The sequence below is a fragment of the Bacillus sp. C1 genome (assembly GCF_054570475.1).
This window is the reverse complement of the sequence record NZ_JBTMZT010000005.1, coordinates 153,788-175,703: the sequence shown is the minus strand read 5'-3', so window position 1 is coordinate 175,703 and position 21,916 is coordinate 153,788. Positions and strand designations below refer to the sequence as shown.

Below are 21,916 nucleotides of genomic sequence, written 5' to 3'. Positions count from 1 at the left end.
AAACCTAAAATTTTATCATAAACTTTGTACTTCTACTGTATCTTTCTTTTCAATGTATTCCATCTTGTTTTTCTTATTTTTTGTAATGCGATAAAACAGTAAACAAACAATCATAAATGGAATACCGCAATACAATGCCATCCGTTGTTCTGGAATAAAAGCCATGCTTACAATAACGGTCATATTTAATAGAAAAGCTAGAAGCGGAACAAACGGATACAACGGCGTTTTAAATTTCAAATCCTTAACATCTCCACCCTGCTTTACATATATTCTTCTAGCAAGAAGATTCGATAAAGCAATAGATGCCCAAACTAGTATTGCCCCGAATCCTGCAATAGAAAGCAGCCATAAATAAACTGTATCCTCTGCATAAATACCTGATAATAAAGAAAGACAACCTACAATCGTACTTACAATCAATGCATAAATTGGAACACCTCTTTTAGATAACTTACCAAAAATCGGACTAATCATACCTTGATTAGACATAGACCATAGCATACGAGAAGTTGCATATAATCCAGAATTCGCCACTGATAGTACCGCTGTAATAATAACGAAATTTATAATATCTGCAGCATAAGGAATACCAATTTTATCAAATACAACTACAAATGGACTTTCTACCAATCCTGCTTGTTGCCAAGGGAATAACCCCGCAAGTATAAAGATGGAAAGAACAAAGAAAACTAATATACGCCACACCGTATTATTAATTGCTTTTGGAATTGTTTGCTCTGGGTTTTCACTCTCTCCAGCTGCAATACCAACTAATTCTGTCCCTTGAAAGGAAAAGTTAACTGCAATCATTGTAACTAAAATAGCTGTTATCCCATTTGGAAACAGTCCCCCGTAATCAGTAAAACTAGACAACATTGGTGCTGACTCATTTCCTTTCATATCGAGAAAGCCAAACATAGCTGCCCCGCCTAAAATAATAAATGCGATAATCGTAATCACTTTAATACTTGCAAACCAAAATTCGACTTCTGCAAAACTTCTTGAAGACAATGCATTAATAGCAAAAAGTAGAATAGCAAAAACTACACACCAAATCCACGATGATACATCTGGAAACCAACGTTTCATTAAGATACTCACTGCAATCAATTCAATCCCTATCGTAGCGGACCAGTTTAACCATGACATCCAACCTACTACATAACCTACTGAAGGTGAAATATACTTTGTAGCATATGTTTGATAAGACCCTGCATCAGGCATAGCAACTGCTAATTCTCCAAGACAGAGCATCGTTAAATACATAACAAATCCTCCAACAAGATAAGCTACAATTGCGCCTCCAGGTCCAGCCTCATGAATTGTATAACCTGATCCTAAGAAAAGTCCGGTACCGATAACTCCTCCAAGAGCAATCATAAATAAATGTCGACTTTTCAGCTCCCGTTTTAATCCCTGGCTTTGATTTGTCATATAAATCCCCCTTCTGTCTTTGCAAAAAACAAAAATGTAAACGCTTTAAAATTACAATAACAACTCGTACATAATGTCTACAGATTATATTAATCACTACCTGTTATTAACATGTCATCTCTTACTGCTATTAATCGTGTTTTATCAGTAATACTTTGTCCCTCTTCCACTTCTAACAATACGATATCACCACTGATTCCCACTTTAATTTCCACTTTTTCTTTATCTATTGTTTCAATTAAAGCTAATTTCTCCCACTCATATATATAAGAACTTTCAGTAACAAATAATTTCTCTACTTTCCCATAACAAGGACTGTACACATTTTCTATGACCACCTTCATTTTGTAACCCCCTCTTTCTTCTTACGTACTGCTGAAAAACTACGCATCTTATAAAACGTTCAACTCACCCCTAATCTTTAAATTTAGTCATGCTAACTTCTATTAATGCAAGATACATACCAACTTCAATTTCTATGTAAAATTAGAATTTCGTACGGTGAAAAACTTAATAAGCGCAAAATTTTTCTATCATTTTAAAATTTTTAATAGAAAAAGTGCAAAAAACTTTGCGATTTTACAAGAATTTTAATAAAATTATAAAAAGTCAGTCTTCATAGGGTGTAACAAGGAGAAGATGATACATGCATACAGAAGAAATCAATTTCAAAAAATTAGTTGAAATGAATATGCTATATGAAACTTTACTTAATGAACTTGATATTGGGATTCATATTATTAATGAGGAAAGTAAAACGATAATCTACAACCAAAAAATGATGGAAATTGAATCGATGGATCGTAAAGATATACTATATAAAAATCCTTTAGAAGTATTTGTATTTGAAGAGGATCAAACTAGCACTCTTATAGAGGCACTAAAACTTGGAAAAACAAATAAAAACGTAAAACAGACTTATTTTAATAATAAAGGAAAAGAAATTACAACAATTAACGATACTTTCCCCATAATAAAAAATGGAAAAATCAAAGGGGCTATTGAAATTTCAAAAGACGTTACCCAATTTAAGCAAATGCTGAAAACAAGTCTTCCTCGAAAACAAAACACTAAATTTACCTTTAATCATATAATAGGTAATTCTAGGGCAACTCAATCTATCATTACAGAAGCAAAGAAAGTCACACGTACATCATCCTCCATTCTTATCGTAGGAGAAACAGGAACTGGGAAAGAATTATTTGCGCAAAGTATTCATAATGAAAGTCATCGCTTAGTAAAGCCTTTTATCTCACAAAATTGCGCTGCTATACCAGAGACGCTAATGGAAAGCTTATTATTCGGAACGAACAAAGGGGCTTTTACAGGCGCAATAGATAAACCTGGTTTATTTGAAGAAGCGAGTGGCGGGACTTTATTGCTAGATGAAATTAACTCATTAAGTCCAGCTCTTCAAGCTAAATTATTGCGTGCTATACAAGATAAAACAATCCGAAGAGTCGGGGGAGCACAAGAAAAAGAAGTAGATGTCCGAATCATAGCAACCATGAATGAAGACCCTGTTGAAGCCATAACACACAATCGATTACGAAAAGATCTATATTATCGATTAAGCGTTGTAACTTTATTTCTTCCACCTTTAAGAGAACGAAAAGAAGATATCTCCATTCTTGTTCATCATTTTATTGAAAAATATAATACTCAATTTGGCTTAAAAGTAAAAGGGACCGATTCTAATGTAAAAGCCTGTTTTTATAACTACGATTGGCCTGGTAATGTAAGGGAATTAGAACATATAATTGAAGGCTCTATGAACTTAATAGAAAATGAAGAAATCATTACAACGTTCCATATACCGACACGCTTTTATGAACTAACAAAAAAAGAATTCGAAGTCCATCTACCACTAACTAGTCAGAGCACAAATGATACACCTAAACCGTTAAAGCATACAATAAAAGAAATGGAAAAAGAATACATCAATCAAATTCTTAAAGAAAATAACGGTAATATCTCACAAACCGCCAAATTTTTAGGACTGAGTCGGCAAAACTTGCAATATCGACTAAAAAAATATAATTTAAACAGCTGAGAAAACCTATGCGCCATCTTAGTTTCTTCGCAATTTCTATAAAAACAATCAAAAAAGGAAGAGTTAATCCCCCTTCCTTTTTCGTCTTATATACAAATCCAATTTGATTTTCTAACAGATACATTATGGTTATAAAGAACAAACCGAGATTTCCACTCGTTTTCTCCTTCTGTTTTCACATGGAATGGGGCTAAAAAAGGCACTGACCGCTTCTATCCATGGCCGGATGCTCTCATCCACCTAAAAAGAATGGTTTGATGTTAGTTTTTTAATTTGTATTTATATATCTATACCAATTATCTAAAAATCTACTTTCTCCAAATACAATCCGCTCGCATCTGCAAGACAATTAATTTGATTTCGTTGTTTCGCCTCTAAAATGTGTGGTATTGCTTCAGCATCAAGCTGACCTAACCCAACTTCTACTAACGCCCCAACAATCTTTCTCACCATGTTGTGAAGAAATCCATTTCCGCTCACTCTAATTTGGATAAAACCTTCACTTTCCACAACATCAAGCATATATACTTCCCGTACCATAGACTTTTTCTTAGACTTCGCATTTGAAAAAGCAGTAAAATCATGCGAACCGATTAAATACTGGGCTGCCTTTTTCATACTTTCAATATTTAACTTTTTCGGAACGTGCATGCTGTATTTACGCATAAATGGATTTGTGTGTTCCTCATTCCAAATTTTATATAAATACGTTTTCGCTTTTGAATTATAACGAGCATGGAAACGTTCAGGTACTAACTCCACATTAGTAACACTCAAATCGTTTGGTAAATATTGATTTAAATATTTTTTCACTTTCGGCTCTGCTAATTTTTCATCAACCTTAAAGTTCGCTACTTGGTTCAGTGCATGTACACCAGCATCTGTTCTGCTGCAACCGATAATTTCAATTTCTTTTCCGACCATTTCTGATAATACACTTTCGATTTTTCCTTGAATGGTATTATCATTATTGCCAAGACGTTGCCAGCCTTTATAGCGTGCCCCATCATATTGAATTGTCAATTTATAATTATTCATTAGATTCTCCTTACTTTCATTGGCTAAATAAAATATACCCTCACATAGCTCTTGCTTTGTGAGGGACATATCCTTATTGAATTTTACTTTCTAACAAGTTTCACCACATTCTCCACATGCGCCGTATGCGGGAACATATCCACCGGCTGCACATACTCCACTTCATAGCTCTTCATTAATGTTTTTACATCACGTGCGAGCGACGAAGGATTACAAGAGACATAAACAACTTGCTTCGGTTGTACTTTCAAAATGGTTTCGAGCAACTTATCGTCACAACCTGTACGAGGCGGATCAACAACGATTACATCTGGACGCCAGCCTTCTTTCACCCATTTTGGTAACCATTGTTCTGCTTTTCCAGCTTCGTACTTTGTATTTGTAAATCCGTGACGCTTTGCATTCTTCTTTGCATCTGCAATTGCTTCTGGAATCACATCCATACCGCGTACTTCTGCCGCATCATTTGCAAGCCACAGTCCGATTGTACCAACTCCGCAATAAGCATCAACGATTTTTTCTTTTCCTGTTAACGCAGCTGCTTGTTTCGCTTCATTGTAAAGAACAACCGTCTGTTCCGGATTCAACTGGAAGAATGCACGTGCTGATAATTCGAATGATAAATCACCCAGTGTTTCTTGAATAACTTCTTTTCCAGCTAAGTTGAATGTTTTATCACCGAAGATAACAGATGTTTTACGCCAGTTCACATTTTGCATAATCGATTTAACTGTTGGCATTTGTTTTTGTACTTCTGCGATAAATTGATCTTTATTTGGTAATTCTTCTTTTGTTGTAATTAATGTGACTTGTACTTCCCCTGTTTGAACTGCAGCACGTGTCACAATGGTACGCACTAAACCTTTTTGTTTTTTCTCGTTGTAAATAGAAATGTTCAGTTTTTCTAATATACGTCGTACAACTTTTGTCGCTTCGTTTGTTGCTTTATGCTGAATCATACAATGAGAAATATCAATCAATTGATGTGAATTTTGTTTATATAATCCTGTAATTACTTTCTCATCTTTTCGTCCTACTTGTAATTGGCTTTTATTACGGTAATGCCATGGATTTCCCATACCAAGTGTTGGACGAATTTTTTCTTCCAAGCTATCTTTCATATATTTTTGGAACGCTTGTACAACAATATCTCGCTTTTGATTTAACTGCTCTTGATAATCTAAATGCTGCAGCTGACAACCACCACATTCATCATACACTGGGCATGGTGGTTTTACACGATGCGGTGACGCCTTACGAATTTTTTTTACTTTTGCTTCAGCGAAGCCACGCTGAATTTTTGTTGTTTCTGCAACAACTTCTTCTCCTGGTAATGCCCCTGGAATGAAAACAACTTGTCTCTTAAAATAACCAACGCCTTCTCCGTTAATCCCTAGACGCTTAATTGTCACAGGAAACGTTTGACCAACTTCCAACTTACTCTCGTGTTGCTTTTGCACTATGATTACACCTCTACTCTATACTTTTCCATAAATATAACGCTGCATAACTGCAGTATGGTTCACACTCTTGTTTCACTTTTTCTAACAATGCATCATCTGGCTTATTTTCTAATTGAAATAACCCTTGAAGTGCACGCTGAATCCCGATATCTGCTTTCGGAAACATGTTTTGCCGACCGAGTCCAAATAATAAGAAGTTTTGTACTGTCCATGCCCCAATCCCTCGCACTGGTAACAATTGTGCTGACACTTCTTCTTCTGTTTGTTTTTCTAGTTCCGCTAAATTGATCTTACCTTCCACAATATGTTTTGCTAGTCCTACCATATATTCAGCTTTCCGTTGACTAAATTTCTGATTTCTGAGCTCTTCTATTGAAATGTTCGCTACCTTTTCTGGTGTTGGAAAAAAGAAAACACCATTCTTCTCTGTTCCATACCGTTTTACAAATTGTTCTGTAAGCGTAGTCGCAAATTTCAAATGAACTTGTTGATGAATAATACAACGAAGAAGGCAGGCAAAATAATCGAACTCTAAAACAAGTGGTGTATAGGCATATGTTTCAAAAAGTGGACGTAATGATGTATTTCTAAAATGGGTTTGTATACTTTGAAAAGATTCATTCCATTGAAAGATGGAATGAATGCGTTTCATAACTCTCTCTTGTTCACCTGTCTGGCTTGAAACCCAAAATTGTGGATTTTGCAGCGTACCAATCCCTTCTACGCGAACAACAATCTGTTCTTCATCTATGAGAAGTGGAACATACACAATCGTTTCTTCTAGCTGAACAACATTTAGCGGATCAAAAGATAAACGCTTTAATACTTCTTCAAAATGGTACGGATACTTTAACGTAACATGTTCGCTCCACATACGTTTCCCCATCCTTTTTACACATCATTATAGCATGAGAAAACCGTAAGCATACATGCTTACGGTTGATTGCTTTTTACTAAATCATCTAGGCTTTTAAAATCATACCCTTTCTCACGTAAATCATCAATGATTTTTGCAAGTGCTTCCGCATTATCTTTTGATATCGCATGAAGTAATAAAATAGAGCCCGGATGAATCATATTCATCACATTATTGTGAGCATATTGCCATCCTCTTTGTTGATCTACTTTCCAATCTAGAAACGCAAGAGACCAAAATACATTATAATATCCCATTTCTTTTGTAAGAGCTAGCGTACGTTCACTAAAAACCCCACGTGGTGGACGCACATATTTTACTTCTTTTTGTCCCGTTACTTTTTTTATTTCATCCGTTACACTTTGCAATTCCTCACGAAGTTTCTCATCATTTACAGTTGTAAAATCAGGATGACTTCGAGAATGGTTTCCAATAATATGGCCTTCATTCTTCATTCTTAATAATAACTCTTTTTGCGTTTTTATATAGTGCCCTGTCACAAAAAAAGTCGCTGGTACTTTTTTCTCCTTCAATACATCTAAAATCTTCCCCGTATATCCATTTTCGTATCCGTTATCAAATGTTAAATATATATCTTTTTTCTTTGTATCCCCTAAATAAAAACCACCATTCTTTTGTAACAAATCGGTATATAATTTCCCTGCATCAGGCGCTGTCTCATTTTTAGGACGTGGAATTCCCCAGTTGTGTGGTGTATTTGTGTAAGCGAATGCAGAAACGGGAACAAGTGCCATCATAATTGAAAAAATGAGACCTATATATAACCATTTATGTTTCATAAATAGTCTCCTTTCCATATATAGTCGTACCCGTAGTTTCTGTTTTCAATATACCTTTCATGCTGAACATGTTTTTCTATATATACCAAAAAATGCACCTCAAATCATTTGAGGTGCATTTTTTCCACTTATTTAAATACTGGTTCTTTAAAGGACGCTAATTTTTCAAGTGATGTTTTATCTACATCTGCATGCAGACTATTCCCATGAGAATCCATCGTTACAACTGCTTTGAAACCATTAATACGCAGATGCCACATCGCTTCTGGAATACCAAATTGTAAGAAGTCCACATCTTCTACTTCTTTAATACATTCAGCATAATACTGTGCAGCGCCGCCGATTGCATTTAAATATACGCCGCCATGCTCAGCTAGTGCCGCCAATGTTTTCGCTCCCATGCCGCCTTTACCGATAACAGCACGGATACCGAATTTCTTCATAATGTCCCCTTGATATGGTTCTTCACGAATACTTGTCGTTGGACCTGCCGCTTTAATTTTCCAATTGTCATTTTCATCTTTCACCACAACCGGACCACAGTGATAAATAACCTGTCCGTTTAAGTCTACTGGACAATCGTTATCCATTAAATGCTTATGGATCGCATCGCGACCTGTGTACATCATTCCATTAATTGTAACGACATCACCAACACGGAGTTCACGAATTTGTTCTTCTGTAATTGGTGCTTGCAGTACGATTTCACGCTGTTCACTGCCTTTTTGACTTTCTTTTTGCTGAAGTGTATTTTCACCCTCTTGATATAACCAATCGATAATCTCACCTGTTTCAGGATGAATTGTTACACCAAGTCGACGATATGCCCAGCAATTATAGGCAACAGACACGTAAAAACTAGCAGGCAGACGATTGTATACGCCAATTTTACAACCCAGTAAAGTTGTCTCACCACCAAATCCCATTGTACCAATACCTAGCTTGTTCGCATTCTCTAACACGTAATCCTCAAGCTGTTGTAATTCTGGAATTGGATTTACATCATCTAATGTACGGAATAATTGATTTTTTGCTAATTCATAACCTGACGTGCGGTCTCCCCCGATACCAACACCGATTACACCTGCACTACACCCTTGTCCTTGTGCTTGATACACTGCATGAAGAAGGCATTTACGAATTCCTTCTAAATCACGTCCCGCTCGTCCAAGTCCTTCTAATTCACAAGGTAAGCTATACTGAATGTTTTTATTTTCACAGCCGCCTCCTTTAAGGATTAAACGAGCATCAATATAATCTTTTTCCCACTGTTCAAACTTAATGACAGGTGTACCTGGTCCTAAGTTGTTACCACTATTGTCGCCAAAAAGAGAATCAACAGAGTTTGGACGAAGTTTACCATCTTTTGTCGCCCGCTCAAGCGCACTATAAATAGCTTCCTTCAGTTTTAATTGATTCACACCAACTGGTGTATAAATTTTAAACGTTGGCATCCCTGTATCTTGGCAAATTGGCGAGACGTTATCATCTGCCATTTTTATATTATTTGTAATCGTGCCAAGTGCCATCGCTGAACGAGTCCCTGCATTTTCTCGTTCTTTTGCTCGTTGAATCGCACGACGAACATCTTTCGGTAAATTCGTCGACGTTTCAACAATGAGTTGATACATGCTTTCTTGAAGCTTTTCCATTGTTACTTCCCCCTCAATTGTGAACGCTGCCAAAACGTTGTGAGATGAAAATTTCATCATTAGATCTGTAAGTCTTTATTTTTATTTCATTACTCTTAAGACCAATGGAATTTTCACAATTTGATTATACCCTTTTTTCCAGCTCCCTTCTATTTCAACAGTATCTGAAAAGGATTATATTTTTTTATATCTTTTTAAATACGCTTGTACATCATCGTATGCACCACTCTCATTCGCGTATTTAATATAATTTTTAATTGTGCGGAACCACTCCAACGTAGACGGCCTCGTTTCTACTATAGCATCGGTTATATCCTTCATTGTAATCGCTCGCTCCACACCTGTTGTCATAATTTCTCCTAAAACATTTTCTATGGCCAGTTCTACTACATTTTCAATATCAGCACCCGAATACAGTTCTGTTTCTTTGGCTAGCATATCGTAATCTACTGTTGAAATCGGTTTTCCTGCCAGCTTAATTTGAAAAATACTGCTCCGTGCTTCTAAATCAGGTGGAGAAACGAAAATCATTTTATCAAAGCGCCCCGGTCTTTTAAATGCAGGATCAATGTCCCATGGCATATTAGTCGCACCAATTAACAATAGTTTGTCTGTATTCGTATCAATACCTTCAATCTCCGTTAACAATTGATCTATAACTGTTCTTAATGTCGGATTTCCCGACGCTTTGCTCCGATTAAATCCAAGCGCATCCATTTCATCTAAAAATAAAATACATGGCTTTTTGGAACGGGCATATCGAAAAATCTCCCGTACATTTTGTTCACTCACGCCAATATACGGATCAAGAATATCAGTAATACTCATCGTCGCAAAATGTGCTCTGCACTCCCCTGCGGTTGCTTTGGCAATATATGTTTTACCGCAGCCAGGAGGGCCATATAATAAAATGCCCCCGCCAACTTTTTTCTTAAAACGTTCAAATAATCCTGGTGAAGTAAACGGTTTAATAATTTTCATTTGAATCGCTTTTTTCACATCATGCAAGCCACCAACATCTTCAAATGTAATCTGGTCTTTCTCACGTCTTTGTTGGCTTCTTCCACCTTGAAGCACGTCCATCTGAATTACATTTTCCGTCATATTTTCGTTTACATACGCTGTCTGTGACTGTTTTTCCTTTTCCGGATCTCGCTCTATAACATGTTGCTCGTTTTTTTCAAAATGACTCCCATCTTCTGTTACATGTAATGTTTCTTTCGAACTTGTAAGCACCTGTGATAAAGCTCCCAGTTCAGCCGCAACTTTATCCTTCCATTCTTGATCACCATACTGAAGAGCTTTCGATAAAGCTTGCAGCGCATTTGCTATATCTCCCTGCTCTTTGTACTCGACTCCAATTAAATACCAAATCGATCCGTTTTCTTCATCTTGTGCTAGCACTTGCTTTAATACATCAATTTTATTCACCGTATTCTCTCCCGTCATGATTTTTTTATTTTTTTATACAATTTGTACATCGGTGTAGATAGCCAACTCCATATACAAATGATGAAATAAAATAAAATCGCAAAAACAGACACATTTTTCCATTCTAATGCAGCGAATAAACCTACTGTTCCAAAAGATATTGCCCAAAAGATAAGCGGCCCCCCCACTTTATCCACAAGAACATTTGGAAAGAAAATCGGATGAATCAGCTCTTCCGCTTCTTCTAAAATTTCAAGTAATTCTTTATTATTAGGCGCCAATAAGAACGCTTGTCGGTAATATTTGTATGCTTCTCTATACCTTTTCCTTGAAGCTGCATGGAGTCCTAACTTCACTAAAAAATTCACTTCGTTATCTGATACATAATAATTATCTTTTAAAGATTCCTCTATTTCTCGTTTCGTTCCTATTGCGAGTAATAGAATAAATTGATAATGGAGAACGGTAGGATCGCTCGGATTAACTTCTACGGCCTCTTGTATAAGTTGCTTAGCTTTTTCAATATGACCTGTTTTCAATAAAATAAATGCATATTTCGCCATCGCTTGCGCATTGGAAGGGTCTGAATACAGGACATTCAAAAAACTTTGCTCTGCTTTTTCAAGTTCATTCGTATTTGTATATATATGTCCAAGTGTATAGTACACTTCCTCTGGGTTATAACCATGTTGCAAAGCTGATAAGCAAAGCTCTTTTGCTTCATCATATTGTTCTAAATCTGCATAGCAGCATCCTAAAAAGTACAACGCTCCCGCATGCTGCGGATTATAAGAAAGCAGTGTTTCTAATTTCTGCTGTGCTGTTTCAATATGACCAATCTCGTAATAATGCTGCGCCTCTTGCAACAACATCGTCTCACTCTGTGAAGTTGACATATATCATCTCTCCTCCTACTAACAATGCAGTTTGGGCCATGATACCGATTAGTCCAATAATAAGTCCGATCCATCGTAATGACTTTACTCTTTCATTTACTAAACTATGCATTCGAAATCGCTCTCGCATTGCATATATATATGCACCTGCTACAACTGCAGCCGCTATTCGAGAAACAATTTGCAACACATCTGTATTACCAATTACGGCAGCACAAATGAACATGGCAAATAGAGTCATTATTCCTAATATAAAGAGCCCGTATATTTTCTGCTTAGACTCTTTTAACCAAATCGCATTGCAAGTTCCTAAAATCATAACTGGAATAATTCCGAAAATAAGTCCGATAATAAAAAAATTATAAATATTGTACGTTGTTGTTTCTTTTGCTCGTTTTCCTTGTAATATAGGCTCCATCAAATTATATTCCATATAATTCCTCCTCTTCATCTTCATATTATAAACTATATTTCCTTCCTATTTATACCATGAAGTAAAAGATGAAAGCAGATTTTCTTGATGGCTGTCCCAAAAACAGCCTGAAATATGGCCTTATTTGCATTGGCTATATTCTTTCGCAATTAGCAACAACAGTTAAATAAAATGTAAAAAGAGAAAACTGTTTCTAAAAGACCGTTTTTAACCACATTTTAAGACACCTCCATCATATAAAAAGAGGCTACCAATACATAATTGGCAGCCTCTTTAATCTATTATTCGTCTTTTTTAAATTGCTCACATTTCAGTTCTAATTCATCTAACATTGCAAGAAGGCGATCCACATCTTCTAGTTCTACTTCTTCTGGTTCAATAGTATCAATTACTTCTATAAACATATTTAAACGTTCTTTTAAATATACTAGTTGTGAATCTTTATCATGAATTGCTTTTCCCATGAAGACACTCTCCTTTTTATTCGAGTTGCTTTTATTATACCGCAAAAATGATTGTCATGGACATGAATTTTTATCGGTTCTGTCGAAATATTTCACTATATAGATAAGACTTTTAGAAACAAGAATTATTGTTACACAAAATTCTTGCTTGATGAAAGCTCAATCTCCATGATGAATGAGAAAAACCCCTACTAAGAAAAGTTTCACTTTATAAAAAGTCTATATTCTTCTATTATAGAGGATGGACAAATTGTTATTTCAATAGTCAAAGGAGTATTTCAGATGAGTATATCACAAACAATGAAGCCGATTACTCCTTCTTACGATCCATGGGAAGCGTATATGGACCTTGAAGAGTACGGCAAATTACTATTAACAAACGTTGAGTTTACAACAACAACGTTATGCAATATGCGCTGTGAGCATTGCGCCGTTGGTTATACCTTACAGCCGAAAGATCCAAATGCACTTCCGATGGAGCTTTTATTAAAACGATTAGATGAAATTCCTCATTTGCGTTCTTTAAGTATCACCGGCGGAGAACCTATGATGTCAAAAAAATCCGTCGATAACTATGTAACGCCACTCTTAAAATATGCCCATGAACGAGGCGTTCGCACTCAAATTAATTCAAACTTAACTATAGATTTAGCCCGTTATGAACAAATTATCCCTTATTTAGACGTGTTGCATATCTCACATAACTGGGGAACCATTGATGACTTCGTTGAAGGTGGCTTTGCAATGATGCAGCGCAAACCTACCTATGAACAACGAGCTAAACTATTTGAGCGAATGATTACAAATAGTAAAGCTTTATCAGATGCAGGTGTTCTTGTCTCAGCAGAAACGATGTTAAATAAGCGTACCTTGCCGCATATGGAACACATTCATCGTCAAATCGTTGAAGAAATGGGTTGTAAACGTCATGAAGTACACCCTATGTATCCAAGTGATTTTGCTAGCAACCTTGAAATTTTAACAAAAGCTGAAATTCGAAGTGCAATTGAGCATTTATTAGATATTCGTGATGAAAACGTATGGATGCTATTTGGTACATTACCTTTCTACGCATGTAGTGATGATGAGCGTGATTTAGCTACATTAAAGAAATTACACGAGAGTAAAAACGTCACTGTTCGTAATGATCCAGATGGACGTTCTCGTCTAAACGTAAATATCTTTGATGGAAATATTATCGTGACAGATTTCGGTGACATTCCACTTCTCGGTAATATACAAACAAACACATTACAAGAAGCATATGACAAATGGTGCGACTCGAAAACAGCGCAATCATTAAGCTGTCACTGCCCTGCTGTAAAATGTCTTGGACCAAATATTCTTGTAAAAAACAGCTACTATCCAACCGAAAATTTCTTAACAAAAGAAACAAATATTACCCTATAATAAAAAAACGTCAGCTACGTACGCTGACGTTTTTTATTGTGGATGTGGCGATGAAATAAACTTTAAGAATACATAATCTTGTATAGGAATAGACGCTCTTATTCCTTGCGAAGCAATATTTTTAATAACAAGCCTCTTTTGATTTCCCTTTAAAACAAGATAGACTTCTCCAAATGTAACTTTTCCTTTTTCATTTACCGCTGGTGTATACGCATATAAATACCCAAGTTGTTTTGGGCTAACATTATATACACGCTCATTCCCAGTACCATAACCAATTGTTGTTTTAAAAGAAAGTGGCAATTGGACCTTCTCCATCACCTTTAATAGAATCATCTTTTGAACATCATCTACACCTTTAATAGAAGCGGTTAAACCACCTTCTATTGTTTTCGGTGATTCTTGTTTGTACCGAAGGGGATATACTTTATCCACACCACGGTTATCATACACGTTACGGTTCACCTGCTTATATTCCCAATTTATTGTTGTATCCGTTGATTCATAATTCAGCGGCCATTGACCTAAGTAAATTTTCGCCTTATATCCGACTGCAAGTGGGGCGTTTGAAATAGATGTTTCATTAAACATCCGAATTAAGTCTGGATTTTCGATTCGAATTGTCGATGTTTTCAACAATTCTTTCGCTAGTTCACTTGGTTGCAAACGTGGTAAATCTCGCACTTCATTTGAATACGTATTGTCCTTTGAAATATTCAAAACAGATGAAGGTATCTTTACATCTATTGTCGTCTTTGCAGAACTACTATGAGGAAATAATAAAATTAACGAGACCATCATTGAAAGACATATGCTGTACACTCGTTTCACCTACTTTACCCCTTCCTAATTTAAGAGTGTATAAATCATTTAAATAGCTATATACAAATTAAAAAATCGACATAATCTCCTTCTGTTTAGGTGGGCGATAGCATCCAGCCATGCATAGAAATAGTCAGATCCCGTTTCTACCTCATACCAAATGAAAACAACCAGTATAGATCACTCTTTGTTCTTTGTAGCAACGATTTATATGTCAAAAATCAAAATTTATATATTAACTATCTCTATTATTTTCTCTCCATGACATTGTTATCCCACTTTTTTATAACAAGTAAAAACCAATCCCCATAATGAAATAAGCTGCTAATAATGTTCCCCCTTCAAACCAGTTCGTATCTCCATCATTTGAAATCGCAATTGTTAAAAAGACCGCCGTAATCATGGAAACAAGTTCTGGAATTGTAAAGACAAGGGGCATTTTTACTGTTAAAAACATTGAAAGTATAACGAGAACAGGAGCAACAAACATCGCAACCTGCAATGTTGAACCGACTGCAATTTCAACCGCAATATTTACTTTATTTTTATAAGCCATAATAATTGCAGAGGCATGCTCTGCGGCATTACCAACGATCGCAACAATGATAACCCCGATAAATAGTTCCGACCATCCAAATGATTTCGCTACCGTTTCAAAAGTATGAACAAGCGCTTCTGATACGTAAGCAACAGCCGCTGTTGCAATCGCTAAAATGAGCAATGCTTTTCCCTTTGACCATTCAGGTTCTTCATCATGTTCCACTTCATCGCTTTTATGCTGATATACACCGCGATGTGTAACCAGTTTAAAAAATAGTGCTGCTAAATACATGACAATCATGATGATGGAAACCCCAATGCTTAGTTGATATGTTTTCTCTATCCCCATCTTCATTGAAAAAATTTCTGGAATAACAAACGCTACAACAACTGCAAATATAAGAAGAGCAGAGTTATGTCTTGCATCATAGACATTGAAACTTTGTCTTTTATATTTAAGTCCCCCGACGAAAAAGGAAAGACCTCCAACTAATAACAAGTTCCCGAGAACGGAACCAGTCAGTGAAGCGAGTACAACCTCTGTTAACCCTGCTTGCAATGCAAAAATTGAAATAATGAGTTCAACTGCATTTCCGAAAGTTGCATTTAATAACCCGCCAATTCTCGGTCCAGAAACAATAGCTAAACTTTCTGTCGCTCTTCCCATAAAAGCAGCGAGAGCAATAATTGTAATGCAGTATACAGCAAACATGATTGTTTGTGGCCAATGTAATGTATTTCCAATAATAGAAAGCGGTACACCAATAAGTACAAGTATTAAAAAAATTTTATTGAACATGTTTTCCATCCTTCCATCGTATGTATTTCTCTCACTACTATTATTATTATTTTCCTAACTTGTCTCATTTCATCACAAATACGTTTAAAAAATGGAATTAAAGAAGAAAGTATGAAAGATCATAAAAAATTTTAAGCCATCAGTTTTCACAGGATGAAATTATAGATAGGAGAAAGGGGTAACAAAAATGAATCTCAAAGAAAAAATCGCAACTATTATTGAAGGACAAAGAACGGGTGTATTAGCTACCATTCGTGAGAATAAGCCACATAGCTGTTTTATGATGTTTTTTCATGAAGACTTTGTATTATATGTCGCAACAGATCGTAACTCCCAAAAGGTAACAGATGTTGAACAAAATCCAAATGTACATGTACTACTCGGAAGAGAAGGAAAAAAATGGGATGAAAATTATATCGAAGTAGAAGGCACCGCTTCAATTGAAGAAGATCAAACATTAAAAAATAAATTTTGGAATAATAGCTTAAAACGTTGGCTACTAAGTGCTGCAGATCCAAACTATGTACTAATAAAAATTAATCCAAATACAATTTACTACATCGATAGTGCTGGTACGACTCAGCCAGAGTTTCTACGACTGTAATCCCCAAAACAAGCCTCTTTAAATGGGCTTGTTTTGTCGAAAAGTTCTAATCAAAAAAAACATAAAATAGGTGGAACTTTCTAAAGATTCTGTTATATAATAGAATTAACTTAAATAAACTGTATTAAGACAGATTGGGAGGAGAAAAAAAATGATGAAAAGAGAAGAACGGAAAAATATGATTGAGTTCATTGAAAAGAAAAAAGGAATTGAGCGTGAAGAACTTTTATTTATGACAGATGACGAAGTAGAACATATTTATAATGTAACGTACTTTTTCTATGAAGAAATTGCAGAATAATGAAAGAAGGCCCACTTAACATAAAAATGTTAAGTGGGCCTTTCTCATTATCCTCCTGCTACACATTACACTTGAGAATGATTTTCATATATAATAATACAAGACTGGAGGAATTTTACTATGAGCTCATGGCTATTATTCGCATTATTATCAGCAATTGCTGCAGCACTTGTATCCATTTTTGGGAAATTTGGATTAGAAGGAATCGATGCCAATGTGGCAACAACTATTCGTTCCATTATCATGGCACTATTCATGATAGGCGTCATTATGATACAAGGAAAATTTCAAAATATTGGTGACGTTCTCCTGAATAAAAGAGCACTTCTGTTTATCACTTTAAGTGGGATAGCTGGTGCCTCATCATGGCTATTTTATTTTCTCGCTTTAAAAACAGGGAAGGTTTCACAAGTTGCCCCTGTAGACAAATTAAGTGTTGTCTTTTCTATTATTCTTGCAATCATTATATTAGGCGAAAAATTGAACTTCATGACTGGCATGGGTGTTGTATGTATTACAGCAGGTGTTCTCTTCATTGCTTTCAGCTAAAAAAACCGCTAATTAGCGGTTTTTTTTCTTCCTATGTAGAGCCATACAATATATACGACTACTGCTGAGATAATGAAAATCAACGTTCCGTAATGATGCAGACTATATTCAACAAAACGCCACTTCTCTCCAAGCTTCCATCCGAGACCAATAAACACGCTAATCCAAATGAAAGCACCACCGTATGCATATAGACAAAATTTCCAAAACGTTAAATTAGACATCCCAGCAAAATATGCAGTTAAATGACGAACTCCCGGTATAAAATATCCAATTATTAATAAAAAAGGACCGTATTTTTCAAACAAAACATGCGTTTTTTCAATTTGTTTTTCTTTAATCCGTATCTTCGAACCATACTTTTTTAATACAGGTAGTCCAAGTTTTAACCCAAGTATGTAACTTAAAGTAATTCCAAGTACCGCACCAGCCATTCCACTTAAAAAAGCCGCTGTCCCTGACATAACCCCTTTTGAAACATTATAACCAACAAACGTCAGCAAAAACTCATCTGGGATTGGGAGACCTACTATTCCACCCGCAAGGGCTATAATAATCCCGAAATATCCATAATGTGCGATTAACTCACCAATATGTTGTTCCATTCGGATGACACATCCTATGCACGATCGTTATTCCCTATTGTGCCCTCTGTCTCTTTTAGGCAAACATGGTATACATATTCACTATACATCGTTTTTATAATGAACTCTACTCCTATTCAATTTATTCATATAGTAGACAAATCTATACTTCACAAGCTTGATTTTTTGTTACAATAAAGAAAAGTTATATTTAGCATCGGTTTGACTCTCAAGAAAAATGATTATGAGTGACCAAAGAAATTTTGAAACAATATATTGCACTTTCTATTCGTATAAAGTATTATGCACCCTTTTACATACAAATCATTTTTCTAAATTATACAGGGGGAAAAAACATGACCATAGAAAAACAATTGATTCACAAAGTATACTATGAAACATTCTTAACGGAACAAGATCCTGTTCAAGCTCCTCAAGTGCTTGGGGAAGCATATGTAAATGAAGCCCAAAATGAGTTTTCTAATATCGCTAACATTCGCTTTGCACAAGGAGAAATTTATTATCATCATAAAGATTTCGAAACAGCAATCTTCAAATGGGAAAAAGTAAATAATGAACTTTGTCTATGGGCTCAAAAAAATATAGCAGACTCTTATTTTGAATTAGGACTTCTTTCAATGGCGGAAGACATTTATACATCCATTCAAACAGAAAACTCGACACTGACAATGGAAATTTCGTTGCAACTTCTTTCTCTGTACATCGAGCAAAATCGTTTAGGGCTTGCTTTTAAAGTAATTAGCGAAGCTGTTGCATTCCAACCCGATTATCCAAATATCACCACCATTGCTCGTTCTTTTTATGAGAAACAGGAAGATTGGAATAATGCTATTGACCTTGCTGTACAAGAAGGAATTCGAACGAAATCATTACACTGGTTTGAAATTTTAACAAATTATGTGAATCAAGGATTCACAAAACAAATGAAACCAAATTATTTTTACGAGGCACTAAAAGTTTTATCTACAGTCGATTCAGTTCAATTTAAACAGCTCGTCTCATCACTTTGGAAAATATATAAAGGTGAGTCAACTTATTTAGCATGGATCCAAACAATCAATCATCTTTTCCTACACATCGAAGTAGATCCTTACGATGCATTGGATGAAATTGTTACCCTTTATCAAGAAACATACTGTGAATTAATTGCAGGCCAATACTTGATGCATGAACTACAGGAACTGATTCCAGACTTATTAACGAATTGGTTTAGCTTAACAAAAGCAGAAGATTCTTTATTGGTTTGCGCTGCAACAGTAGCATGGAATGAGATTTCACCTAAGACCCTTGATACATTACTTGTAAAAAGTGCCGAAACCCTCCTTTCTAGTTCAACTATATGTAACGCAGTTGACCTGGACGAAGTGAAAAGCCTTTTTGAAACTATTGCCGTTTGGGCGGAGAAAAATGATGTGGACTTAAGCCATTCCTTTACATGGCTTGTTCGAGAACTTTCTGATATAAATGTACAACAAATTCTAGTTACAGGTACAGATGATAATAGTAAATCATCGTTCATTAATTCTATATTAGGAGAAAACATACTAGAAGTGTCCCCTCAATCTGCTATTGTGTTTAAAGATAATGCACAGACAGAAATTACAGAGTTCACAGATTTAACAATACGAAAAACTTCTAATTTAAATGAATTTTACGAAATGACAGCTGTTCCTTCAAAATCAGAATCTGAGCAAAAATGTATTGAATTTAAATTACCATGTAGATTTTTACGAAAAAATAAATTCTCATTTTTTGTCACACCAGATTTTTACAGAGATAGCAATATAGAAAATGCAAATCTTGAATATGTACATGCAGCTGATAATCTATTATACATTCTTAACGCTTCTTCACCGTTACTAGATAAAGAACTCGATGCACTATTGTATATGCAGGAACGCATTCCAAATTTACAAGTTCACTTTGTTTTAAATACTATCGATACAACTGTTAGCGATGCAGCAGTAAATACAATGTTAATTGAAACAGAGTCTAAAATACGTGTACATTTCCCAAATTCACGCGTATTCCCTTACTCATCTTTATATGAGAGCAGTGAACAGCTAAGTGATTTAACAGAATCCATCACTTCAAACTTTACAAATAGAGATATAAAAATAGAGCGCACAAAAAAACTATTATGGTTTATTCAAAAAACGATTACTTATCTCTTAAATGAACGAATACAATTAGAAAATACATTAGTCAAATCAATTCGTTGGAATAAGCATATATTAGTGAAACTAGACGGCTTTACTAATAACCTTACTGCGATTGAAAACGATAAAACTCGTTCCATCACGGATTCCTATCGTTTAACAAAAGAAGCAATTATCCATGATCTTCATGAACAAATTCCCGAATTATTACGAAGCTGTTCTGACTTAATTCAGGAAGACATTGATTTTAAGCAAGTTCACGAAGAGCTCAATGTAGCAATGAATGAGAGAATTCAAAAACATTTACAACAAGTAATACTACCTAAGTTTACTCATTCAATTCAGGAATGGATTGAAACTGCACATAATGAATTCATCCAAAGTCAATCGTATTTAGATGAAATGAGTGAGACATTTAATAAATTATACAAAGAAGAACGCATGAAATTACCATGTGATTTCCAATTACTTGATGACTGGCGCCGAGACGTTGCAAGGATGACGAATCGAATTAATGTTGCGGATGTAAATATATTACTTCGCTCTACTCCAACACAATTGCTATTAAAAAGTGCTGGGAAATTATTTGGAAATATGCAAAAAAATCAATCTATGCTTCACAACAAATATAAAGATTATATTGAAAACGAAGATTATACCGAAGTAACAAAAACGATTTCTAAACAATTCTTCCTGCAATTTGAGTTATTCGAGAGTGCGTTAGAACGTGACATTATGATGTTCTTTAAAGAACCTCTTAGTATATTAAAACAAACTGTCGAAGCAGCACATTTAGAGATTGATCAGGACGAAAGTACATTAACGATACTAAGAACAAGTCCGGAAACATATCATGATCCTTTAACATTGTTTAAATTACAACTATTGCAATACAAATTTATGTTAGATAAAAACAGTAAGCATGATGAAACGCCTCCTTTCAAAGTAGTCATTGACGAAACACCAACCTTTTAAAGAAACGCACCATATTGCAAGACATGAGCAAAAAACCAAGCAAATTGTAACAATTGCTTGGTTTTTTACTTATGTTCTTCCCAAATAATATCCTCAACCTTCGCCTCAATTTTAACAAGCTCAATGAACTTTTTTCTCTCTTCTTCTTTATGAATTAACTTATGAACATATCGGCGTTTATTTAATAAATTCCTACATATTTCATTATCATTTAAAACTTCCTGACAGCGCTTATCCTCATGTAAAACTTTAAACCACGTATATTGCTTCAGCTTTTCCAGATGCCGCTTTATTCTTTTCTTTTTTCGTTCTTCTCGCTCAGCCAATCTTTCTAATGTTCCCTCTACCACTTCATCTAGCATAAATTCACCAGCAACTTTTACAACACTGACAGTTCCTCTAACAATCCCTTTCCCTGCATCAGCACATATTTCACCTAACGCAATTGCCCCGCGGCCAATTCCTACTAAAATATGTCCAATAATATCCTCCATATTATCCCTTCTTTCTAATTTACAATTTTCATATGATCAAACGGATAATAGATTGCAGTTAATGTCCCAAGTACC

Annotated in this window: 21 protein-coding genes; 6 read left to right on the top strand and 15 right to left on the bottom strand. The window is 35.3% G+C overall.

The window, feature by feature from the left end:
• Nucleotides 1-15: 15 nt before the first annotated feature.
• Together ACX5JI_RS16900 and ACX5JI_RS16895 are read right to left on the bottom strand one after the other, a co-directional pair.
• Nucleotides 16-1,437, bottom strand: coding sequence for an amino acid permease (locus ACX5JI_RS16900; protein WP_459502192.1), 1,422 nt, complete (start codon nucleotides 1,435-1,437; stop codon nucleotides 16-18).
• An 89-nt stretch (nucleotides 1,438-1,526) separates the two neighbouring features.
• Nucleotides 1,527-1,781 carry a biotin/lipoyl attachment domain-containing protein gene (locus tag ACX5JI_RS16895; RefSeq protein WP_459502191.1) on the bottom strand — a complete coding sequence of 85 codons (255 nt, stop codon included), beginning with the start codon at nucleotides 1,779-1,781 and terminating at the stop codon, nucleotides 1,527-1,529.
• A 302-nt stretch (nucleotides 1,782-2,083) separates the two neighbouring features.
• Between ACX5JI_RS16895 and ACX5JI_RS16890 the strand changes: the two genes are divergently transcribed.
• Entirely contained in the window at nucleotides 2,084-3,490 is a 1,407-nt protein-coding gene (locus ACX5JI_RS16890) for a sigma-54 interaction domain-containing protein (protein ID WP_459502190.1), read from the top strand.
• A 300-nt stretch (nucleotides 3,491-3,790) separates the two neighbouring features.
• On the opposite strand, the gene truA is transcribed toward ACX5JI_RS16890, so the two are convergent.
• From truA to ACX5JI_RS16845, 9 genes are all read right to left on the bottom strand, one after another.
• A complete protein-coding gene (gene truA, locus ACX5JI_RS16885) occupies nucleotides 3,791-4,528 on the bottom strand; it encodes a tRNA pseudouridine(38-40) synthase TruA (protein ID WP_459502189.1) in 738 nt (245 codons plus the stop codon).
• A gap of 83 nt (nucleotides 4,529-4,611) precedes the next feature.
• Nucleotides 4,612-5,991, bottom strand: a complete 1,380-nt coding sequence (gene rlmD, locus ACX5JI_RS16880; protein ID WP_459502240.1) for a 23S rRNA (uracil(1939)-C(5))-methyltransferase RlmD — start codon at nucleotides 5,989-5,991, stop codon at nucleotides 4,612-4,614.
• A 10-nt stretch (nucleotides 5,992-6,001) separates the two neighbouring features.
• Nucleotides 6,002-6,865: a DNA-3-methyladenine glycosylase family protein gene (locus ACX5JI_RS16875; RefSeq protein WP_459502188.1), complete on the bottom strand. Its 864-nt coding sequence runs from the start codon at nucleotides 6,863-6,865 to the stop codon at nucleotides 6,002-6,004.
• Between the two features lie 59 nt (nucleotides 6,866-6,924).
• Entirely contained in the window at nucleotides 6,925-7,707 is a 783-nt protein-coding gene (pdaA, locus tag ACX5JI_RS16870) for a delta-lactam-biosynthetic de-N-acetylase (protein ID WP_459502187.1), read from the bottom strand.
• A gap of 128 nt (nucleotides 7,708-7,835) precedes the next feature.
• Entirely contained in the window at nucleotides 7,836-9,359 is a 1,524-nt protein-coding gene (gene fumA, locus ACX5JI_RS16865; protein ID WP_459502186.1) for a class I fumarate hydratase, read from the bottom strand.
• Nucleotides 9,360-9,533: 174 nt separating this feature from the next.
• On the bottom strand, nucleotides 9,534-10,790 hold the full coding sequence (locus ACX5JI_RS16860; protein WP_459502185.1) for an AAA family ATPase: 1,257 nt from the start codon (nucleotides 10,788-10,790) through the stop codon (nucleotides 9,534-9,536).
• Between the two features lie 14 nt (nucleotides 10,791-10,804).
• A complete protein-coding gene (locus ACX5JI_RS16855; RefSeq protein ID WP_459502184.1) occupies nucleotides 10,805-11,686 on the bottom strand; it encodes a tetratricopeptide repeat protein in 882 nt (293 codons plus the stop codon).
• The gene (locus tag ACX5JI_RS16850; RefSeq protein ID WP_459502183.1) at nucleotides 11,667-12,119 is read right to left on the bottom strand and encodes a hypothetical protein; all 453 of its coding nucleotides are present in this window, start codon (nucleotides 12,117-12,119) and stop codon (nucleotides 11,667-11,669) included. The genes ACX5JI_RS16855 and ACX5JI_RS16850 overlap by 20 nt, the downstream gene beginning before the upstream one ends.
• Before the next feature lie 281 nt (nucleotides 12,120-12,400).
• Entirely contained in the window at nucleotides 12,401-12,583 is a 183-nt protein-coding gene (locus ACX5JI_RS16845; protein WP_097898737.1) for an SE1561 family protein, read from the bottom strand.
• Between the two features lie 282 nt (nucleotides 12,584-12,865).
• Between ACX5JI_RS16845 and yfkAB the strand changes: the two genes are divergently transcribed.
• Nucleotides 12,866-13,993, top strand: a complete 1,128-nt coding sequence (yfkAB, locus tag ACX5JI_RS16840; RefSeq protein WP_459502182.1) for a radical SAM/CxCxxxxC motif protein YfkAB — start codon at nucleotides 12,866-12,868, stop codon at nucleotides 13,991-13,993.
• A gap of 33 nt (nucleotides 13,994-14,026) precedes the next feature.
• On the opposite strand, the gene ACX5JI_RS16835 is transcribed toward yfkAB, so the two are convergent.
• Nucleotides 14,027-14,824, bottom strand: a complete 798-nt coding sequence (locus tag ACX5JI_RS16835) for a YfkD family protein (RefSeq protein ID WP_459502181.1) — start codon at nucleotides 14,822-14,824, stop codon at nucleotides 14,027-14,029.
• Nucleotides 14,825-15,098: 274 nt separating this feature from the next.
• Nucleotides 15,099-16,154: a calcium/proton exchanger gene (cax, locus tag ACX5JI_RS16830; protein WP_459502180.1), complete on the bottom strand. Its 1,056-nt coding sequence runs from the start codon at nucleotides 16,152-16,154 to the stop codon at nucleotides 15,099-15,101.
• A gap of 187 nt (nucleotides 16,155-16,341) precedes the next feature.
• Here cax and ACX5JI_RS16825 point away from each other — a divergent pair, with 187 nt between their 5' ends.
• The 3 genes from ACX5JI_RS16825 (at nucleotide 16,342) to ACX5JI_RS16815 (ending at nucleotide 17,608) form a co-directional block, all read left to right on the top strand.
• A complete protein-coding gene (locus tag ACX5JI_RS16825) occupies nucleotides 16,342-16,758 on the top strand; it encodes a pyridoxamine 5'-phosphate oxidase family protein (RefSeq protein ID WP_459502179.1) in 417 nt (138 codons plus the stop codon).
• Between the two features lie 151 nt (nucleotides 16,759-16,909).
• Nucleotides 16,910-17,059 carry a BH0509 family protein gene (locus ACX5JI_RS16820; RefSeq protein WP_505307673.1) on the top strand — a complete coding sequence of 50 codons (150 nt, stop codon included), beginning with the start codon at nucleotides 16,910-16,912 and terminating at the stop codon, nucleotides 17,057-17,059.
• Nucleotides 17,060-17,179: 120 nt separating this feature from the next.
• Complete coding sequence (locus tag ACX5JI_RS16815; RefSeq protein WP_459502178.1) at nucleotides 17,180-17,608, top strand: EamA family transporter; 429 nt, start codon at nucleotides 17,180-17,182, stop codon at nucleotides 17,606-17,608.
• Nucleotides 17,609-17,616: 8 nt separating this feature from the next.
• Here the strand turns inward: ACX5JI_RS16815 and ACX5JI_RS16810 are convergent, their stop codons facing one another.
• Complete coding sequence (locus tag ACX5JI_RS16810; RefSeq protein WP_459502177.1) at nucleotides 17,617-18,213, bottom strand: DedA family protein; 597 nt, start codon at nucleotides 18,211-18,213, stop codon at nucleotides 17,617-17,619.
• Between the two features lie 335 nt (nucleotides 18,214-18,548).
• Between ACX5JI_RS16810 and ACX5JI_RS16805 the strand changes: the two genes are divergently transcribed.
• Nucleotides 18,549-21,347 carry a GTP-binding protein gene (locus tag ACX5JI_RS16805; RefSeq protein ID WP_459502176.1) on the top strand — a complete coding sequence of 933 codons (2,799 nt, stop codon included), beginning with the start codon at nucleotides 18,549-18,551 and terminating at the stop codon, nucleotides 21,345-21,347.
• A gap of 65 nt (nucleotides 21,348-21,412) precedes the next feature.
• On the opposite strand, the gene ACX5JI_RS16800 is transcribed toward ACX5JI_RS16805, so the two are convergent.
• Nucleotides 21,413-21,841 carry a hypothetical protein gene (locus ACX5JI_RS16800; RefSeq protein ID WP_459502175.1) on the bottom strand — a complete coding sequence of 143 codons (429 nt, stop codon included), beginning with the start codon at nucleotides 21,839-21,841 and terminating at the stop codon, nucleotides 21,413-21,415.
• Between the last annotated feature and the right edge of the window lie 75 nt (nucleotides 21,842-21,916).

Bases quoted from the DNA above. Each gene is read 5' to 3' on its own strand.
- ACX5JI_RS16900 (WP_459502192.1), bottom strand. From the start codon at position 1,437: ATGACAAATCAAAGCCAGGGATTAAAACGGGAGCTGAAAAGTCGACAT.
- ACX5JI_RS16895 (WP_459502191.1), bottom strand. From the start codon at position 1,781: ATGAAGGTGGTCATAGAAAATGTGTACAGTCCTTGTTATGGGAAAGTA.
- ACX5JI_RS16890 (WP_459502190.1), top strand. From the start codon at position 2,084: ATGCATACAGAAGAAATCAATTTCAAAAAATTAGTTGAAATGAATATG.
- truA (WP_459502189.1), bottom strand. From the start codon at position 4,528: ATGAATAATTATAAATTGACAATTCAATATGATGGGGCACGCTATAAA.
- ACX5JI_RS16875 (WP_459502188.1), bottom strand. From the start codon at position 6,865: ATGTGGAGCGAACATGTTACGTTAAAGTATCCGTACCATTTTGAAGAA.
- pdaA (WP_459502187.1), bottom strand. From the start codon at position 7,707: ATGAAACATAAATGGTTATATATAGGTCTCATTTTTTCAATTATGATG.
- fumA (WP_459502186.1), bottom strand. From the start codon at position 9,359: ATGGAAAAGCTTCAAGAAAGCATGTATCAACTCATTGTTGAAACGTCG.
- ACX5JI_RS16855 (WP_459502184.1), bottom strand. From the start codon at position 11,686: ATGTCAACTTCACAGAGTGAGACGATGTTGTTGCAAGAGGCGCAGCAT.
- ACX5JI_RS16850 (WP_459502183.1), bottom strand. From the start codon at position 12,119: ATGGAATATAATTTGATGGAGCCTATATTACAAGGAAAACGAGCAAAA.
- ACX5JI_RS16845 (WP_097898737.1), bottom strand. From the start codon at position 12,583: ATGGGAAAAGCAATTCATGATAAAGATTCACAACTAGTATATTTAAAA.
- yfkAB (WP_459502182.1), top strand. From the start codon at position 12,866: ATGAGTATATCACAAACAATGAAGCCGATTACTCCTTCTTACGATCCA.
- cax (WP_459502180.1), bottom strand. From the start codon at position 16,154: ATGTTCAATAAAATTTTTTTAATACTTGTACTTATTGGTGTACCGCTT.
- ACX5JI_RS16825 (WP_459502179.1), top strand. From the start codon at position 16,342: ATGAATCTCAAAGAAAAAATCGCAACTATTATTGAAGGACAAAGAACG.
- ACX5JI_RS16820 (WP_505307673.1), top strand. From the start codon at position 16,910: ATGATGAAAAGAGAAGAACGGAAAAATATGATTGAGTTCATTGAAAAG.
- ACX5JI_RS16815 (WP_459502178.1), top strand. From the start codon at position 17,180: ATGAGCTCATGGCTATTATTCGCATTATTATCAGCAATTGCTGCAGCA.
- ACX5JI_RS16810 (WP_459502177.1), bottom strand. From the start codon at position 18,213: ATGGAACAACATATTGGTGAGTTAATCGCACATTATGGATATTTCGGG.
- ACX5JI_RS16805 (WP_459502176.1), top strand. From the start codon at position 18,549: ATGACCATAGAAAAACAATTGATTCACAAAGTATACTATGAAACATTC.
- ACX5JI_RS16800 (WP_459502175.1), bottom strand. From the start codon at position 21,841: ATGGAGGATATTATTGGACATATTTTAGTAGGAATTGGCCGCGGGGCA.